The 13457-nt window shown below is 64.2% G+C and carries 14 protein-coding genes and 1 pseudogene; 6 read left to right on the top strand and 9 right to left on the bottom strand.

Going from position 1 to position 13457, the window contains the following annotated elements:
- Window positions 1-31: 31 nt before the first annotated feature.
- Window positions 32-1165 (bottom strand): tyrosine-type recombinase/integrase, encoded by a 1134-nt coding sequence (locus tag ACLBX8_RS25205; RefSeq protein WP_447715910.1) that lies wholly within the window; start codon window positions 1163-1165, stop codon window positions 32-34.
- A gap of 46 nt (window positions 1166-1211) precedes the next feature.
- On the opposite strand from ACLBX8_RS25205, the gene ACLBX8_RS25210 reads away from it, so the two are divergent.
- A complete protein-coding gene (locus tag ACLBX8_RS25210; protein WP_447715911.1) occupies window positions 1212-1589 on the top strand; it encodes a hypothetical protein in 378 nt (125 codons plus the stop codon).
- A gap of 241 nt (window positions 1590-1830) precedes the next feature.
- On the opposite strand, the gene ACLBX8_RS25215 is transcribed toward ACLBX8_RS25210, so the two are convergent.
- The 4 genes from ACLBX8_RS25215 to ACLBX8_RS25230 all read right to left on the bottom strand — a co-directional run bounded on the left by ACLBX8_RS25215 (window position 1831) and on the right by ACLBX8_RS25230 (window position 6810).
- Window positions 1831-4125 carry a hypothetical protein gene (locus ACLBX8_RS25215; RefSeq protein ID WP_447715912.1) on the bottom strand — a complete coding sequence of 765 codons (2295 nt, stop codon included), beginning with the start codon at window positions 4123-4125 and terminating at the stop codon, window positions 1831-1833.
- Between the two features lie 779 nt (window positions 4126-4904).
- The gene (locus tag ACLBX8_RS25220) at window positions 4905-5516 is read right to left on the bottom strand and encodes a MerR family transcriptional regulator (RefSeq protein ID WP_447715913.1); all 612 of its coding nucleotides are present in this window, start codon (window positions 5514-5516) and stop codon (window positions 4905-4907) included.
- 186 nt (window positions 5517-5702) lie between these two features.
- Window positions 5703-6398, bottom strand: coding sequence for an SH3 domain-containing protein (locus ACLBX8_RS25225; protein ID WP_447715914.1), 696 nt, complete (start codon window positions 6396-6398; stop codon window positions 5703-5705).
- Window positions 6399-6405: 7 nt separating this feature from the next.
- Window positions 6406-6810 (bottom strand): TM2 domain-containing protein, encoded by a 405-nt coding sequence (locus ACLBX8_RS25230; RefSeq protein WP_447715915.1) that lies wholly within the window; start codon window positions 6808-6810, stop codon window positions 6406-6408.
- 129 nt (window positions 6811-6939) lie between these two features.
- Here ACLBX8_RS25230 and ACLBX8_RS25235 point away from each other — a divergent pair, with 129 nt between their 5' ends.
- Entirely contained in the window at window positions 6940-7542 is a 603-nt protein-coding gene (locus ACLBX8_RS25235; protein ID WP_447715916.1) for a recombinase family protein, read from the top strand.
- Window positions 7543-7698: 156 nt separating this feature from the next.
- Here the strand turns inward: ACLBX8_RS25235 and ACLBX8_RS25240 are convergent.
- Window positions 7699-8151 (bottom strand): annotated as a pseudogene (locus ACLBX8_RS25240) (IS630 family transposase); the annotation flags it as partial.
- Window positions 8152-8259: 108 nt separating this feature from the next.
- Between ACLBX8_RS25240 and ACLBX8_RS25245 the strand changes: the two are divergent.
- Window positions 8260-8613, top strand: coding sequence for a hypothetical protein (locus tag ACLBX8_RS25245; protein WP_447715917.1), 354 nt, complete (start codon window positions 8260-8262; stop codon window positions 8611-8613).
- 15 nt (window positions 8614-8628) lie between these two features.
- Here the strand turns inward: ACLBX8_RS25245 and ACLBX8_RS25250 are convergent, their stop codons facing one another.
- The gene (locus ACLBX8_RS25250; RefSeq protein ID WP_447715918.1) at window positions 8629-9093 is read right to left on the bottom strand and encodes a hypothetical protein; all 465 of its coding nucleotides are present in this window, start codon (window positions 9091-9093) and stop codon (window positions 8629-8631) included.
- Window positions 9094-9170: 77 nt separating this feature from the next.
- Here ACLBX8_RS25250 and ACLBX8_RS25255 point away from each other — a divergent pair, with 77 nt between their 5' ends.
- Together ACLBX8_RS25255 and ACLBX8_RS25260 are read left to right on the top strand one after the other, a co-directional pair.
- A complete protein-coding gene (locus ACLBX8_RS25255; protein WP_447715919.1) occupies window positions 9171-9824 on the top strand; it encodes a DUF4145 domain-containing protein in 654 nt (217 codons plus the stop codon).
- A 12-nt stretch (window positions 9825-9836) separates the two neighbouring features.
- On the top strand, window positions 9837-10316 hold the full coding sequence (locus tag ACLBX8_RS25260) for a hypothetical protein (RefSeq protein ID WP_447715920.1): 480 nt from the start codon (window positions 9837-9839) through the stop codon (window positions 10314-10316).
- A 27-nt stretch (window positions 10317-10343) separates the two neighbouring features.
- On the opposite strand, the gene ACLBX8_RS25265 is transcribed toward ACLBX8_RS25260, so the two are convergent.
- Both ACLBX8_RS25265 and rnhA read right to left on the bottom strand, forming a co-directional pair.
- The gene (locus ACLBX8_RS25265; RefSeq protein ID WP_447715921.1) at window positions 10344-10604 is read right to left on the bottom strand and encodes a hypothetical protein; all 261 of its coding nucleotides are present in this window, start codon (window positions 10602-10604) and stop codon (window positions 10344-10346) included.
- 298 nt (window positions 10605-10902) lie between these two features.
- Complete coding sequence (gene rnhA, locus ACLBX8_RS25270) at window positions 10903-11610, bottom strand: ribonuclease HI (RefSeq protein WP_447715922.1); 708 nt, start codon at window positions 11608-11610, stop codon at window positions 10903-10905.
- Window positions 11611-12275: 665 nt separating this feature from the next.
- Between rnhA and ACLBX8_RS25275 the strand changes: the two genes are divergently transcribed.
- Window positions 12276-13403, top strand: a complete 1128-nt coding sequence (locus ACLBX8_RS25275; RefSeq protein WP_447699633.1) for an acyltransferase family protein — start codon at window positions 12276-12278, stop codon at window positions 13401-13403.
- The last annotated feature ends 54 nt before the right edge of the window (window positions 13404-13457 follow it).

Genomic DNA, 13457 nt, shown 5'->3' on the forward strand with positions numbered 1-13457 from the left:
GAGAAGTTGATCGGGCGGCGGGGTGAGTGCATCAAGCCGCGATGCCTGTTCGCTCTGTATGTCTTTCTGCCGTTAAGGTCAGGAGCTTGCAGGATTGGGGGTGCCCGATGATTGCTTGCAGCAGCTTCTCAATCGCCGCGGTGGCGAGTGCCTGATAGTCCGGAGAGTAAGCGGCGTAGATCTCGGTGATCGCGAATCCCCGCACCCGATGGCCGAGCTGCCCGGAGAGCTCCTCGAACGGCACTCGCTCCTTCCGCATCCAACGCGCCACCGTGTGTCGCGGGCTGTACAAGTTCACCCGCCCGTCGAGCCCGGCCCGCCGTCTGCTCTCGCCTAGCGCGGTGTAGTACCGGTTGACCGGCTTGCGTTGGTAGCTGACCACAAAATCTGATTCCCGCGGAAGCTGACGCAGGTACGCGATGAGACTCGGCGGCATCTTTACCACCGGGCGGCGCTTCGATGTCTGCTCGCGCTCCTCGGGATTGAGGTGCAACAGGCCGTCGTCGAAATCGACCTGCGTCCATCGCAGCTGCTTAACTGCCTCTGGCCGACTACCCGTGGCGAGGCAAATGAACAGCAGGGCATGGAAGTGCGGAGCTGAAGCATCAAGCCACGCGGCGCATTCCTCGACCGACAGCGGCCGCCCTTTCGGCTGCACCTTCGTCACTTTGACACTCGGCACATGGACTTGGCGTGTAAGTTCGCCACGCCGCCACGATCGGCTGAGCGCCGCCTTGCCCGCCGTCAGCACATTGTTGATCGAGGAGGGCTTGAGCTCGCGCCGACGGAGATCGTCGATGAACCGCTCGATCCGCGCTGGGCGGGTCGCAGCCCATACGCTTTCCGACTCGCCGTAGAACCGCACCCAGTGATCAATGGCGTACTTCAGCCACTTCCGGGAGGTCAGGTGCTGACCATGCTGGAGGTAGTAGGCCTGAACGATGTCCGCGATCGGCACCCGGGTGACGTCCTGAACGTCGGGCGTATCCCCGGCGAGATAGTGTGCCTTGAGCTCCCGGATGGCCGCGTCGAGGTCATCGGTTCCGGTCGACTTGCGCCGCAGCTGTCGACCTTCCATCCAGCAGATGCACCAAGCAGGGCTATTCGGGCGTTTGTCGAGCCAGAACTTGCCCGCTGCGTGCTCACGCTTGGTGTACCGGCCCATCGGACGCTCCCGTCATAGCTACCTGCTCCCGCCCTCCCCCATTTCGATGTTGAGGAGCAGGGCCACCCTCCGGACCAGGAGCAATGATGCCGGGATCCTCGCCACCCCAAAGCAGGACGGAGCGCTCGCCGAATACGAGGAAGTCGCAGAGCATCATCCCGAGGTAGGCGACCGAGCCATCCCCGAGGGGAACATGGGGGATCTTGGCAGCACGCCGCTTGCGCTTGAGGGTCGAGACGTCAGCGCTGCCCTCTCGGCGTTGATCAGGCGGGATGAGCAGGCCGGCGGCAGCGCGCTCGCCGTACTGCCGGTGGAGATCGATGTCATACGCTCGGGCGACGCTGTGCCGGATCTCGCGAAGGTGCTCCTTGTCGATGCGTGTCGGGTCTATGGTCATGGCAGCCTCCGGTTGAGGACGCGATGACCCGATCATCCGAGGCAAGGCTCGGCCGTTCTCGCTGCTTGGGCAGCGAGGTCTGGATCATCGCGATGGGTTGGTTGGTCGCCCTAATATTCTGGGCGATCGGGGGGAGCGAATTAGACAGTAGGCCGTATGGAGCGGCTCTGCCGGAGATCTGGAACGGGAGCTAACGCCCTGTCCTACCTAGCTTATGGTCGGGCCTGCCGCCGCCTTGATCGTTCTGAATGAAGGAAGCAGTATCGTATTACTCCCTTCTGGCCTCACCCCGATTGCCTGGATCCGACGTAGGCCCATCAGGTGGATCCTGATCGTCCGTAGCCCCTGAGGCATCCCCCTCACCCGCAGCCGATGTGCTCGCCTCGGGGAAATGAGTGGCCCGAGGGCCCTCCCCTGCCTCTTCGAACAAGAAGCCGATGTCGGTCTCGCCGGCCGGCGGCCTGGGCAAGCTCGACCCGCGTGCAGCAAGCGCCTCGTCCAGCTCGTCCTCGGTCATTTTTAAGATTGGCATGTACTTGGGCTTGGGGCCGCGCTTCTCCTGCTCTGCCCCGGGCCAGTTGATCGCGATCCTCAGCCTCTCGTGCCCGATCCCCTGTTGCAGCCACGCAAGTATGGCGAGCGCTTCATCGGAGAAGTGTCGGGGGTCCGTCTCCGGCAGATCCTCGTCGCGCTTCGGTGCGGTGTTCTCGTAATTGAACGTGAGAGGTGCCTTGATCGCATAGAAGCTGATGTCTCGAATGCTGTCGTCAACCGGCTTATTCTCGTACACACCCTTGACCATCACCTGATGTGGTAACTTCCATTGACCATTGAATTTCCTCTTACTGTTTCCATTGCCGTCAAGCCACCGTTCGAGATCCTCGCGCGGCGTCCCATTGAGGTCGATGAGGACGTGCATGTGAAGGAGGACGGCGTACCGAAGCCCGGGGAAGTCGACCTCCGGCAGATCCTTGTTGGCGGCGATCCGTGCACGCGCCTCATCGAGCAGACGCATCCTTGCGCTGAGCTTCATCCGGCGCCGCTCCGTTTCGGATGATATCTTCTCGTCCTTCTTGCGCTTCTTCGGCGGCTTACGCTCCTGTGTGGCGAGGACGCGCAGAGTCTTCGCCTTGATGCTGTGCTGGTGGTCTCCACCGATCGCGTGGCGGAGGTCGACGAGCTCCAACTCGAACATGCCGGTCACGGCGATGCCAGGAAGCTGATCCTCCTTGATGATGCGGTAGAGCTTCTTCCGCTCGCGCTTCATCACCTTCTCGATGGAACTCTTGAACTTAAGTCGCTCGGGGTAATTGGTTTTCGTGATCCCGGTGAACTCACGGTAGATGCACTGGAAGCCCTGGGCGAGCGTAATGATGTCCTCTCGGTCGAGTGGATTTGCCCGGCGCAACTGCCACAAATATGCCTCGTACCTGTCGTCATCGCGGCAGGAGATGAGGTCGGTCACTTCGAGGTCCGGTCGCTTGCGCCGAGATTTAAAACGGTGCCGCGCCTCCTCGATGACCTCGTTCCACCCAATGAGTCGGTCGGCATCAGTCGTGACGTTGTCGGGGTGGTAGAAGCGTCTGTCCCGGTCGTGGAGCCCAATCCAATCCTCTGCCAGCGCCAGACACAGTCCACGTTTAACCAACGCAGCCGACATCGCGCTACGGCGGTCCTCCTGCCAACGACGCAGGTAGCCGAGCATCTCGCGAGCATCGCGCCGGACGATGGACGCGGCGAAGTCCGCGATGTGCTCTCGATCGAGGTCGGGGTCTGGAAGAACGATCTCATTGAGGATCGTGACGTGTAGAAGGTTGGTCCTAGCCTGCTCGAGGTCGGAGCCGTAGCGCTGCTCCAATTGCGGCCGGGTGTCCTCGATCAGGCGCGCGGCGTACCGGTTGCGGCAATGGGCGCACCAGTACGACCCGCAAGCAAACGCTCCGTAGGCGCCGCACCTGTCGATCCGGTCCGCGACTGACGCGAGATGAGAGAGATGAAAATCGATCTCGAGCTCGATGCTCTCGGCGTAGGCCCTTTGAGCGGCCTCGACCTTGTGCTGATTCGAAGCAGCAGTAGTCAGGATCTCATCGTAGCGGCGGCGCGTCTCCGCGACGGTATCCCTAGCCCCTTGGTAACGGGGATCTTCATCGATGAAGCGTCGCAGTGCGGTGACGACGCGCGTCTTGCGGCCTTTGCCCCGGCGGCGGGATGTGGCCTTCGCGTCCATCTCAGCAGATTCTTCGGCGTCTCGGACGCTGCGGGCGGCTTCAGCAAGCGCACGTAGGCCACTCGTCACCCGAATCGGCGGGAGGACTGTCGGCTTGGTAGGTGCGGTCGCGCTCGGAGGCGTCGGCTTAGTGATGGCTTTTCTGAAGAACGCCTCAATGTCCTCATCCGTCCATGGCTCCTCGGCATCGTCGCCCCCCGATACCGACTGGGAAGCCCCTAACCGGGGGTGTTGTGTGGCTGCTTCTCGACCTCTGCCTAGGGAATGGTCGATTGCCCCCGCCGGATGTGTCGAGGAAGCAGCGTGGGTCGAAGGCAAGAAACCGAAGGCGTCCATGAGGAGCGCCTCCCAATCCGCATCCGCCGGGGGCTCATCCTCCCTTTTTGCGGGCTCGGTCACGACACCGCTGTCGGCAGGTCGCCGGCCGTTCAGTGCCGCCTCGTAAGCGACCAGTGGGAGGTAAGACGACCGGGGGGCAGAATGACTTCGATCGTCTCGACCCTGGGCGGCGTGCGTGACCGCGTTCGTGCCGGCGGGGCGCGCGCTGGTAGCGCTCGCCGCAGCACTCCCAGGGTCTACCGCCGCTTCGATATCGTCAGAGGTGGTCGAGGTTTCGCTCACGTGCGAAACCTCGTACCACTCTTCTTCGGTGTAGGCCCTTGCGGGGCTGATAGATTGTTTGGTCATTATCGAAGCTGTTGCTGTTGGAGAGAATGTCTATTCAGCGCAATTTCTTTGACCTGCGCATAATCATGGCTCCGCTGAGACACATTTTCAGCGCGGCTAAAGTTAAATTGCCAGTCGAATAACCGGTATCGCTCGCCGAAAACTTTAGGTTTTATCGCCGCCGGAGTCGCTACATTTGTACGGCTACGTGCGGCCCATCTCTCGTCGGGCGAGATGTCGTACCAAATTCAAATCAGCACTTCAAGAGAAGGCGTTTAGTGTCAATAGTTTATAGAACATGTACTAACAATAGGGACTAATTTGTGCGGCGCAGTATAGAACGCGCATCGCTGCTGCAACAGCACTTGGTATCGGTTATCTGATGACGCTGAAGTAAATCCGAAGTTGTCTCGAAGAGCTGGATGGCGGGGACACCGCCATCCTACCCATCAGGACTTTGCGCGGGTCCTTTTGCGTTTCGGCTTAGAAAACTGTGTCTCGGGCCCATCCCCTTCCGTTGCCGCCTCGGCCGTAAGTTCTTCCGCGGCCCGCTCGACTGCCGTTGATGCCTCTCCCTGGGCCACGGTCGCATCTATGGGTTGGCCGCTCTGACCCTTAGGCGCCTCGCTTGCATCCGGGTTCGGCGCGGTAGGGGTATCTACCGGCTCCGCAACCTTCGCCCCCTCCCCTGCCATGAGCCGATCGAACGCACCCGCCTCGTCGATCGCCCCGGCGATGATCTCCCCCGACACTGACCGCAGACCTACGCAGAACGCCAATATCCGCTCGGCCCGCTCGGAGATGGCCACGGCTGCCACGCCGATCTCCTCGCCGTTGCCTTCTCCCACCATCTCAATCAGCGCGCGGATCTCGCCGATCTCCATGCCTAGTCCCCGGCCGAGCCGGACAAACCGCAGACGGGCGACGTCGAGCGATCCGTACCGCCGCTGCCCCGTTACCGTCCGCTCGGGCTCCGGCAGCAGCCCCTGCCGCTCGTAGTACCGGATCGTCGGGATCTTCACCCCTGCCCGTTCCGATAGCTCCTTGATCGTGATGCCCATTTCCTTCCTCCGCGCTTCGTGACGCGGCGGACCCTCCTCCATCCTCCCCAGAGCTCAACGGGGCGACCTCGTAAAACTGTCTCCGGAAAGCAGCTCAAAAACCAAGCTTGGCATTGTCGAAACGAGCAGCTTCGTGCAAACCCTCGTTTTCAGGACATGCTTAACTGCGCTGACGACTTCGCATCATCAATGACGGCGCATGACACCCCGGCACGCGAACCACCAGAGGTTGTTCTCGTCGAAGTCAGACCGGGCAGGTTCGACGCCGGAACCCTGCTTGTCCTCGATGCGGGTTGAGTACCCTGGGGGATCGCCGGTCAGTCGGATCACCTCCGAGCGCCCCGGGCGGCAGTCGACGAGCTGCGACGTGACGGTCACCTCGTTCGGTACGTCGCCCGTCTTGGACTGGCTGATGACTGTCTGCGTGAGAACCTTCCAGCGCCCGTCGCCCGCCGCCGTCTTCTCGATCGCTGTGGAGGTGGCGACGAAGCCCTCGGGACCCATTGGGGCGTCGGAGACGCTGTATGGCTTCAGCACCTCGGCGTCCTCGCGCAGGAACCGTGCGGACGCCCAGCCGACGAAGCTGCCGATGCGGACCCTGCACCAGAGCTGATTGCGGGCTGGCCCGATGTCTGCCGGCGCTTGCCCGGTCTTCCCGTCCACGCAGCCGAGGTTCTCCAGGCTACGGGTCTGCGGCGGCAGCCCGGTGATCTTCCGCGCGCTCGCGTTTGGCTGCGCTCGCAAAGCCAAAGTATCGTCCGCCCGCACGTCCCGGACCGCGAACCGATCCGGGCCGTCCGCCGTCGCTTGGGCGGGGCCGCCGGCGAGAGCGCACGCTACTGCCAGCGACAACAAGCCTACTCGTGTCGCGCTGTGGTTCATGCCGTCCTCATCGCCGGGGGAGAAGGGATGTCGTACCGCTCGCGATCTGTTCGGCCATCGTCGGCATCACCCCACCGGGCACGGCGTTCACCGTGACGTTGAACACCGGGGCGACCGTGCTCGACGGGGCGAACTGCCGGCCACCACCGCCACGACCGCCCTCGCTGTTGGCCACCCGGACCATATCGCCGAGGCGGAACAGATCGATCAGCTGCCCGATCCCGCACAGGCCGAGCGTGAATAACCATAGCACCCCGGTCTTCGTCCGCCCGGTATAGAACCGGTGCAGGCCGCACAGCAGGAACAACCCACACCCCCAGAGAACCAACGCCACGAACCCGCTTTTGCGTCCCATCGCTATTCTCCCGTCGAACGCCGCCGCCAGACCCGTGTGATGCTCGGTCTCAGGCAAACCAGCGTTTTTCGGCGACCGGCGTCCGGGCGGATCGCGGCAGGGTCAACGCAGGCTCCGTTGGCTCCTGAAACTGTCTCCGAGAAAACGGGCGCGGAAGCGGGGACGGCCCGCGTGTGAGACACGGAGATGGACGTGCTGATCGGCTACGCGCGGGTGTCAACGCAGGACCAGAACCCGGAGCTTCAGGTCGACGCGTTAGAACGCGCCGGGTGCGATCGGCTGTACGTCGAGAAGGCGTCGGGGGCGCAGCGTGACAGGCCGGAGTTGAAGGCGGCGTTGGCCTCGGTGTCGACGGGGGATACGCTCGTCGTGTGGAAGCTCGACCGGGTGGCGCGCTCGCTGAGCCAACTGATCGCGACGTTCGACGACCTGGAGTGCCGGGGGATCGGGCTCCGCTCTCTGACCGAGGCGATCGATACGACGACCTCCGGGGGCAAGCTCGTATTTCACATCTTTGGGGCGCTTGCGGAGTTCGAGCGCTCGATCATCCGCGAACGGACGATGGCCGGGCTGCTGGCGGCACGAGCACGGGGCAGGCTCGGTGGGCGGCCAAAGGTGTTAAGCGCGGCGGACATCGACGTGGCGAAGGTACTGCTGCGGGACGGGACGCTGACAGTCAGCGCGGTTGCCGGGCGGCTCGGGGTGACGGCCTCGACCCTGTACCGATACCTTCCGGCGGCCCGGTCGGCCCACCTGGAGAGTGGAGCCGAGCCGGCACCGACACCCTAGCTTCGCGCGATAGAGGACAAATTAGATAGTTGGGTCGATCCTTGATCGAGCGCCAAATGGGCTAACCCGTTGTTCGACTTGGGGTTCGATGGATGCGGGCTCAGGTTGGATGATCGAGGAGAGGAATAGCAGTGTCGCTATTAGACCGGCATCCGATCAGATTGCATCGTATCCTGCAGCGGCAAGGTAGACTCGACATTCAGCTGGCGCAAAGCGAGATAGGCTGCGCTGTATGGCGTCCCAGAGGTCTGGGATGGTTCGCGCCACCGCACTGCGCAACAGCGCCTTCAGCTTTGCGAAGGCCTGTTCAATCGGGTTGGAGTCAGGGCTGTAGGACGGAAGGTAGAGCAGCCGAGCCCCTACAGCCTCGATCGCATCCTGCACACCCGCAACCTGGTGGGTTGGCAGGTTGTCCATGACGACGATATCGCCAGGGTGCAGCACCGGGACCAAGGTCTCGGTGACATAGCTGCAAAAGCGCCTTCCGTTCGAGGGGCCGTCCAACAGCGCGGTCGCGCACAGCCCGCTCGTGCGCAGGGCGGCCGTGATGGTCGTGGTTTCGCGACCAGATCGATCGCGGCGTTGTCGTTCTCGCTCATGGCGAAGGGCTCCGGCGCAGGTGGCGGTGAGGTGCCCGTGCATTCACGGGCCGGGTGTGCATGATCGGCGTCGACGCGCTCGCGCCGCAGGGCGGGCGCCGCACACAGCGAGGATCCGATGTTCGATTTCGATGCCGCCTTCGAGAAGCTGAAGGCGGAGAAGACGGCCGCCAATGACGCGGCGCGCAAGCAGCGCGGGGCGGACCACGAGCTGCTTCACACCCTCTACCGAAAGCTCGACGCCTTCCGGGACAAGTGGTCGATCCCGCTCGATACCCGCCTTGAGGATGGCGTTCTGCACGCCTCGAAGAACCAACACGATGGCCGTCAAATCACCGTCAGCGGCGGCCAGACGTTCGATGTCAAGCGTGTCCGCGCGGGTGTCGTGTCGACTGGTAGCGACCTCGATCTCGTCGGCCTGGACGAACAGGCGGTGACCGATCACCTAGTTAGCTGGGCGGTCGGCGACTAAGTCTCGGCGCGCGCCTCATGGACCCGGCGCTGGCGCTGCCTCTCGCCAGTGCGTCGCCGTCCAACCCCGCGGCAGCGCTCGCCAGCACGGCGCGGGGTTCCGGGCCGTGCCGCCCTCGCACCACTTGCACTGGGTGAAGATATAGACCCGCAGGCGCTCGCGTCCGGCGACCCAGCGCTTGGCGCGGAGGTCAATGCGTCGGTCTCTCGGCGCAACGGATATCGGCAGCCATAGCAGTTCGAATACCGCATCGCTCGGGCCAAGCCGCTCCCCTAGCAGTTCAGCGGTCCGCCCGGCGCCGTCCGCGCGACGAGGAAGGGCAGAAGCGGTCATCATTTCGGTCGCGAGCGCGGTCACCACCAACTCGTCGCCGTGGCGACGGCGCAGCGCATCAATCTCGGCCAGCACGACCGAAAGGCTCACGTTCGGTCCGGCCACAAGCCCGTGTATCGTGTCCGCTACGGCGACAGCGTCGGTCATCAGGAACTCAGGAAATGTTTCAGAAGCGGGGACGGTGCGGTCGGTGTCAGCAGGTAGTAGATTTCGGGTTTGTTCACGTGGCCGAGTACGAGGCTCGCGACATCCTACCGCCGCTGAGGCAACCCGGTTTGTCCGTTCGGGCAGTGGTCTATACCGATGATGGGGATGGCCCCGACGTGACTGGCTACGGGACCGCTTTGTGCCCGCTGTGCGGGCGGCCCTCGTTTTTCCTGTTCACGGCCAAGCAGCGGCATCTCCACAATATTCGGGAAAGTCTGCAGGCGTCCTCGGGGTTGTTTGGTGGCGGCAGCCTCATAACGCTGGTCGAAGCGCTACCGCTTCCGGCGAGGCCCGAGATCGACCCGCACTGGCCAGCCGAAATTCACGAGTACTTCCGCGACGCTCAGGCACTTCTGGCGGAAGGGCGTTCGCCAGCCATCATCATCACGACCTGCCGATCCGTTCTGGAAATGAGCGTGAAGCGCCTGGGCGCTACGGGAAGAGATCTGCGCGGCCGGATCGACGACCTACGCACCAAAGGCCTCATCACCCAGGGCATCGCCGACTGGGCGCATGCGACGCGCACGGCGGGCAACGAGGCTGTGCACGAGCTCGGGGGCACGGCCGCCGAAGCGCGCGAGATGGTCGAGTTCGTCCGTCAGTTCCTCGACGTGGCCTTCACCTTGCCGGCCACGATCGAGGCAAGGAAGCGCGAAGCAGCGCAGGCGTGAGGACTGACGGGCATGCCGATCCTCACGCGTCAGGAAGCTGCGGCCGAGATGGTCGATGCCGCGATCGGCCATTGGCTCGACGGGCGGCTCGCTTGCGCGATCACGCTGGCCGGCGCCGCCGAAGACGGCATGCCGCGGATGAAGCCGGGTGCGTCGATGTTCGAGATGCACCGTCAGATCCTCGCGAAAGTCGGGAAATGCTCTCCGGACGAAGCTGGGAGACTGCTGCGGACTGACAAGAATTGGCTGAAGCATTTCAGCGAAGACAAGCCAGAGACGATCAGCACGGATGAAGCTTGGTCGCAGGTCTTTCGGGCATATCTGCACTTCCGCTCGGTCTATCCAACCGCGGATCGCACCGAAAATATGAAGAAGCTGGACGCCAAGATCTTCGAGCACGTCGCCCCCTTCTTAAGTCTAGCCCAAGGGATCGGCACGCTCGTTCAAGGTCTCATGAAGGGGCTCGCCCAGATGTTCTCGCCGAAGGGGTGATCATCCAGGCCGCGTATCATGCCGTTGCTACGACCTCGGCACCGCGTCGGCCGGCACGTGCCACTGGCCGGCGATCTTGCGGACCAGACCGCGGCGGGCCTGTTTTAACCCGGCATCCTTGCTCACGCCCCCTGCGCGGCAGGCCTGAGTCAGGGGGATCATGGCTGCGCCGGGACGGGCGTCGACCGCCAGAACCGCACGAAGCGCTTCGGCGGCCCGCGCAGCGGCTTCCTCGGCTAGCTCAGCGGCTTCCAGGGCCGCGAGGCAGGGGGGCACGTCAGGCGTCATCGGCCGCTGGCGCCGCCCCTATCGCACTGTAGGCGGTCCCGGCGAGCCGGCAGAGCTGGGCGTGGTCCTCGTCCCGAAGCAATCGGACCGACGCGCCCCGTCCTTGAGCCGGGGCATTAATGCGTCCACTCTTCTGCATCACGTCCTGGGCGTTGATGCAGAGGCTCAGCAGCGCGTTCTCCATATGCGACGGGTCCACGAGCGCGGGCAAAGTCGAGCGACCCCGACCACCTCGACCTCGTAGATGGGATAATTCGATGGGTAGAGCCGTCCTGCGAATGACTGAAGCCACGATTGCTTATGCGGCCGAGTCCGAATCGGGTTTCATACTCGCGCGTAGGCGGGCAGTCTCCGCCGGGCCGAGCGCGAGGACAAACCTGATGCAATCCTCGAGGAAAGCTGCTTCACCGGTGCCAGACTGTTTGGCTGCGCGCAGAATTTCATGCGCTAGCAGCGTGTCAGCCAGAAAGGACATTTGTCGAAATGCCGCCATCGCTTGCCTGCTAATTGCCGGAGGCATAATTGCATTAGGAATTTTCGCGGCAGGACTTGGGGACGAAGAAGGATGATCTGAGCGGCTGCGTATCTCGTGCCTGCCTTGCGTCACGAGACGATCTGCCCGTTCGTTGAGTGGGTCTCCGGCGTGGCCCTGAACCCACGTCCACTGCACATCACGCTGGCTAGCAAGTTCGTCCAGGCGCTGCATCAAGTCGAGATTCATCACCGCGCCCTTCGAGTTGCGCCAGCCCTTGGCCTTCCAGCCGCTCATCCACTCGGTGACGGATTTGACCACGTACTGGCTGTCGCAGCGCATCTCGATTTGCGCGCCTTCAGGGAAATGCTTCAGTGCCTCGATAGCTGCAGTCAGCTCCATGCGGTTGTTCGTACTGTTAGGCTCGCCGCCGCATAGATCCACTGGGCCCTGCGGCGTTGAGATGACGACCCCCCATCCACCCGGGCCAGGATTGGGCGAGCAGCCGCCATCGGCGTAGACAACGATTCGCATCAGGGCGTGATCCTTCGGGTAGGGAGGCGTGTCCGCGGCCTGAACTGCAGCGGAAGCAACCTCGTCCCGGCTTGTAACCTCCTCTCCCGCCGACCTCTACAGGGGGTAAGTCAATAGCAAGCAAGTAGTAAGCAATCTCGTGCACCCAAATGACCTCAGGTGCGCCCGCGTGATCTAAGATGCCGCGAAGTAAGATCAAATGCACGGCAAATAAAATCATCACAATATTGTGTGCAGAAATTCCATCGGATCCTGTCCTGTTCTCTTCGAAGACGGGCCACCGGCCCGCTCCGGCTGACTCGCCCCGCTAGCTAGCGGCCGCTCCGGCGGTGAGAAGGCCGTCCGATACAGACTCGGGACAATCGGGCCCGGGCGTTCGCGCGGTCGGACCCCGTCGAGCCGACCGGGCGGGCGTTTCGGCAGCCCCCGGCATCGTCGGCCCGGCGGCGGGCCTCGCGCCGCGTGCGTCCCGTCGGTCCCGCCGCGAACTCCCGATCCGCCGGAGGAGAGACCCTTCGGCCGAAAGTATGGGCGCGGCTTACCCAGCAAGATGTAGCCCGGTCGCGACGGATTCGTCTTATCCCGCGGGATGAAGAGAGCGGTTTCGAACGTCGGGGGCCGTGATGAGGACGCAGGGATCCGAGGGCGGCAGGCATGATGCACAGATGATCGGTCTCGATGCGGCGCGATTCCTCGCCGCAATGCTGGTCATGGTCTTTCATCTGGGCGCCTACGCGTGGCAGGCGCCGCTCTCGACGGCCGGGCGCGCCTTCGACTCCGCCGCAGCTTACCCCGGCCTGTTCGCCTGGACGTGGTTCGGATGGATCGGGGTCGAGCTGTTCTTCGTCATCTCGGGCTTCGTGATCGCCTACTCGGCCGAGCACGCGACCCCGCGCGCCTTCCTGCGCAGCCGCATCCTGCGCCTCGTGCCGGCGGTCTGGATCTGCGCCACGCTCACCGCCCTGGTCTCGCTCGCCATCGGCCGCATGGGGTCCGGTCGGCACGTGCTGCGGGCCTATCTCGACTGCGTCCTGTTCGTTCCAGTCGAGCCGTGGCTGGACGGCGTCTACTGGACCCTCGGCGTGGAGATCGCCTTCTACGCACTCGTCTTCGCGCTGCTGCGGCTCGGGCGATTCCGGAGCATCGGCCCGGTCTGCGCCGCGGTCGGCGGTGTGAGCACCCTCTTCTGGGTCGCGACCTTGGCCGTGCCGAACCTCCCCGCCCTGGCGGCGAACCGCGTGGCCGAGCTGACGCTCCTGCGCCACGGCTGCTTCTTCGCGCTCGGCGTCTTCCTGTGGTTGTCGCTCGTCAAGGGGCCGACGGCCGGTCGGCTCTGCGTGATCGCCGTCTGCGCCGTCGGGGCGCTCGTCGAGATCGGTGACGCGGCCGGGTCGTTCCTGTTCCAGATGGGCCGCAGCGAGGATCCGCTCCTCCCGCGCCTCGTCTTCGCGGGCTGCGTCCTGATGATCGTGGCCAGCGTGCGCGGCAACGCGTGGCTCCGCGTGCGGCTCGGCGAGCGGGGCTGCGCGCTGGCCCGACGGCTCGGACTGATGACCTACCCGCTCTACCTCCTGCACAACGTCAACGGTGCCGCCCTGATCCACCGCCTCGTCGGCGGCGGGGTTCCGCCCTACGCGGCGCTCGTGGCCGCGTGCTGCGCCATGCTCCTGCTGAGCTACGCCGTGATGCGCTGGGCCGAGCCGTTCGTCCGCGCCCGCCTGTCCGCCACGCTCGACAGGGTCGGCCTCGAGCGGCCGCTCCGCGCGGAGGGCCGCCCCGCCCCGGGGCTCTGAGCCGGGCGAGGACCGCGCCACGCCGGCCGTTTCGACGGCTCCGATCGTTGCGCC

The organism is Methylobacterium sp. D48H, assembly GCF_053345715.1.

Excerpts from the sequence above, each read along its gene's own strand:
- ACLBX8_RS25205 (WP_447715910.1), bottom strand. The coding sequence starts at position 1,165 with ATGGGCCGGTACACCAAGCGTGAGCACGCAGCGGGCAAGTTCTGGCTC.
- ACLBX8_RS25210 (WP_447715911.1), top strand. The coding sequence starts at position 1,212 with ATGTTGAGGAGCAGGGCCACCCTCCGGACCAGGAGCAATGATGCCGGG.
- ACLBX8_RS25215 (WP_447715912.1), bottom strand. The coding sequence starts at position 4,125 with ATGGACGCCTTCGGTTTCTTGCCTTCGACCCACGCTGCTTCCTCGACA.
- ACLBX8_RS25220 (WP_447715913.1), bottom strand. The coding sequence starts at position 5,516 with ATGGGCATCACGATCAAGGAGCTATCGGAACGGGCAGGGGTGAAGATC.
- ACLBX8_RS25225 (WP_447715914.1), bottom strand. The coding sequence starts at position 6,398 with ATGAACCACAGCGCGACACGAGTAGGCTTGTTGTCGCTGGCAGTAGCG.
- ACLBX8_RS25235 (WP_447715916.1), top strand. The coding sequence starts at position 6,940 with ATGGACGTGCTGATCGGCTACGCGCGGGTGTCAACGCAGGACCAGAAC.
- ACLBX8_RS25245 (WP_447715917.1), top strand. The coding sequence starts at position 8,260 with ATGTTCGATTTCGATGCCGCCTTCGAGAAGCTGAAGGCGGAGAAGACG.
- ACLBX8_RS25250 (WP_447715918.1), bottom strand. The coding sequence starts at position 9,093 with ATGACCGACGCTGTCGCCGTAGCGGACACGATACACGGGCTTGTGGCC.
- ACLBX8_RS25260 (WP_447715920.1), top strand. The coding sequence starts at position 9,837 with ATGCCGATCCTCACGCGTCAGGAAGCTGCGGCCGAGATGGTCGATGCC.
- ACLBX8_RS25265 (WP_447715921.1), bottom strand. The coding sequence starts at position 10,604 with ATGACGCCTGACGTGCCCCCCTGCCTCGCGGCCCTGGAAGCCGCTGAG.
- rnhA (WP_447715922.1), bottom strand. The coding sequence starts at position 11,610 with ATGCGAATCGTTGTCTACGCCGATGGCGGCTGCTCGCCCAATCCTGGC.
- ACLBX8_RS25275 (WP_447699633.1), top strand. The coding sequence starts at position 12,276 with ATGATCGGTCTCGATGCGGCGCGATTCCTCGCCGCAATGCTGGTCATG.